The organism is Marinobacter bryozoorum (assembly GCF_023156245.1).
Classification (GTDB): Bacteria; Pseudomonadota; Gammaproteobacteria; order Pseudomonadales; family Oleiphilaceae; genus Marinobacter; species Marinobacter bryozoorum.
Window position 1 is genome coordinate 1 of the sequence record NZ_JAKZAH010000085.1, and the last position, 2,595, is coordinate 2,595.

3 protein-coding genes are annotated in these 2,595 nt (G+C 61.6%); 2 read left to right on the forward strand and 1 reads right to left on the reverse strand.

The features are described 5' to 3' along the window. The coding region (locus MLC59_RS19540; RefSeq protein ID WP_248237273.1) for a hypothetical protein at positions 1-205 on the reverse strand (205 nt) is incomplete at its 3' end. On the opposite strand from MLC59_RS19540, the gene istA reads away from it, so the two are divergent. Both istA and istB read left to right on the forward strand, forming a co-directional pair. Beyond that, the gene (gene istA / locus MLC59_RS19545; RefSeq protein WP_248237271.1) at positions 183-1,724 is read left to right on the forward strand and encodes an IS21 family transposase; all 1,542 of its coding nucleotides are present in this window, start codon (positions 183-185) and stop codon (positions 1,722-1,724) included. The genes MLC59_RS19540 and istA overlap by 23 nt on opposite strands. Positions 1,725-1,735: 11 nt before the next feature. Continuing rightward, positions 1,736-2,491, forward strand: a complete 756-nt coding sequence (istB, locus tag MLC59_RS19550) for an IS21-like element helper ATPase IstB (RefSeq protein ID WP_248237272.1) — start codon at positions 1,736-1,738, stop codon at positions 2,489-2,491. Positions 2,492-2,595: the final 104 nt, after the last annotated feature.

Sequence of the window (2,595 nt, forward strand, 5' to 3'; positions counted from 1 at the left end):
TGCGTATTCCAGACCAAGGTTGCCACTGATTCCAGACGAAGCCTGCCACCCATTCCACGCGAAAGCTGCCACTGATTCCACGGCAAAGCTGCCACCTTGGCAGGCTGCCTGATTTCCCCATCAAAACGTCCGGCGCGGGATAACTAACGGTACTCTGCTCCTTTTCATCCGGAGAGGGCCAGATGCCAGCGAAGAGGTTATCCATGCGTAAAATCAAAGAAGTCCTTCGGCTCAAGTGGGAGCGAGGTCTGAGCAACCGACAGGTTGCCGCAGCCTGCGGCATCAGTCGCCCCACCGTAAGCGAGTATCTGCGGCGTGCCGCCGAAGCGAATCTTGGCTGGCCGTTGCCGGAAGGTCTGAGTGAAGCTCAGTTGGAGCGGCGGTTGTTCCCGCCACCACCGGATCTACCGGCACAGGTTCGGGGCATTCCAGACTGGCAGCGGATCCACGATGAGCTCCGGGGCAAGAACGTCACCCTGTTCCTGCTCTGGCAGGAGTACCGGGAGGCCAATCCGGACGGTTATCAATACAGCTGGTTCTGCGACCATTACCGGGCCTGGCAGGGCAAGCTGGACCTGGTAATGCGTCAGGACCACCGGGCTGGGGAGAAGCTGTTCGTGGACTATGCCGGGCACACGGTGCCCGTCATTGACCGCACCACCGGTGAGATCCATGACGCGCAGGTCTTTGTGGCGGTGATGGGTGCGTCCAATTACACCTACGCCGAAGCCACCTGGAGCCAGACCTTGCCGGACTGGATCGGCTCTCACATCCGGACCTTCGAGTTCCTGGGCGGAGTGCCGGAGCTGGTGGTTCCAGACAACCTCCGCTCCGGCGTCAGCAAGGCCCACCGCTACGAGCCGGATCTCAACCCGACCTATCAGGATATGGCCGGCCATTATGGTGTGGCCGTTGTTCCCACACGGGTTCGCAAGCCCCGTGACAAGGCCAAGGTGGAAGGTGGTGTATTGATCGTCGAGCGCTGGATCCTGGCGGCCCTGCGCCACCGTCAGCACTTCTCCCTGGGACAGCTCAACGCCACCATCCGTGAGCTGTTGGAGCGGCTCAACAACCGCCCCTTCCGCAAGTTGCCCGGGTGCCGGCGTGACCACTTCGAACAACTGGACCAGCCGGTTCTACAACCGCTACCCGCCGAGCGGTATGTCTACGCCGAGTGGAAGAAAGCCCGGGTGCACATCGACTACCACGTCGCCATCGACGGCCATTACTACTCGGTGCCCTACACCCTGATCAAGAAAGAGGTGGAGGTCCGGATCACCCACAACACCATCGAATGCTTCTACCGGGGTGACCGAATCGCCAGCCACCGGCGTTCGGATCAGAAGGGCCGGCATAGCACCATCGCCGCCCACATGCCGGAATCCCATCGCCAGGCCGGCGAGTGGTCACCGGAACGGCTGATCGAATGGGCAGCCAAGACCGGACCGGCAACTGAAAAGCTCATCCGCTCCGCGCTGGGGGCGCGGAAGCACCCGCAGCAGGCCTACCGGTCCTGCCTGGGAATCCTCCGACTGGGCCAGAGCTACGGCGAGGCACGATTAGAACGTGCCTGCCAACGCGCCCTGATGCTAGGCAGTTATCGATACAAGAGCATCGAATCCATCCTCAAACACCGTCTGGATGAGCAGCCCCTGGAAGAGCAACAGGAGCTGGCCTTGCCCGACACACACGACAACATCCGCGGCCCCGCCTACTACCACTGAAGGAACCTGACATGTTGAAACATCCCACACTGGATAAGCTCCACGCCCTCAAGCTGACCGGCATGGCCGCCGCCCTGGAGGATCAGTCGGCCACCCCCGACATCACCGATCTGAGCTTCGAGGAGCGCCTCGGGCTGCTGGTCGACCGGGAAATGACGGAACGGGACAACCGGCGCATGAGCAGCCGGCTACGCCGGGCCAAACTGCGACACGCCGCCATCCTCGAAGACATTGATTACCGGAACTCACGCGGCCTGGATAAAGGGCTTATCCAGGGCCTAGCCAGCTGCCAGTGGGTGAAGGAACACCTGAACGCGCTGATCACCGGTCCCACCGGGGTCGGGAAAACCTGGTTGGCCTGTGCTCTGGCACACAAGGCCTGCCGGGAGGGTTACACCGCCCAGTACGTCCGCCTGACCCGATTGCTACGGGACCTGACCATCGCCAAGGGCGATGGTCAATACTCAAAGCTCCTGACCAGCCTGGCCAAGGTCGACGTACTGATCCTGGATGACTGGGGGCTGATGAAGTTGAGCGCCGAGAACCGAAGGGACTTGCTGGAGGTGCTGGAAGACCGACATGGCCGGCGCTCCACCATCGCCACTAGCCAATTACCCATCGAGGAATGGCATGGGGCGATCGGTGACGCCACTCTGGCAGATGCCATTCTGGACCGGCTCGTACACAACGCCTACAAGATCAATCTGCGGGGCGAATCTATGCGAAAACAACAGGCAAAGTTGACGGCCACCGAGACTTCGGAGTAAGAAGAGAAACCCCGCGTCGCTACGCTCCGATGGGTGGCAGCCTTGCTCCGGTCCGGGTGGCAGGCTTCACGTGGAATGGGTGGCAACCTTCAGCGGTTTACGCA

What these genes read in the sequence shown, in the direction of transcription:
- istA (WP_248237271.1), top strand. Translation starts at nt 183, where the DNA reads ATGCCAGCGAAGAGGTTATCCATGCGTAAAATCAAAGAAGTCCTTCGG.
- istB (WP_248237272.1), top strand. Translation starts at nt 1,736, where the DNA reads ATGTTGAAACATCCCACACTGGATAAGCTCCACGCCCTCAAGCTGACC.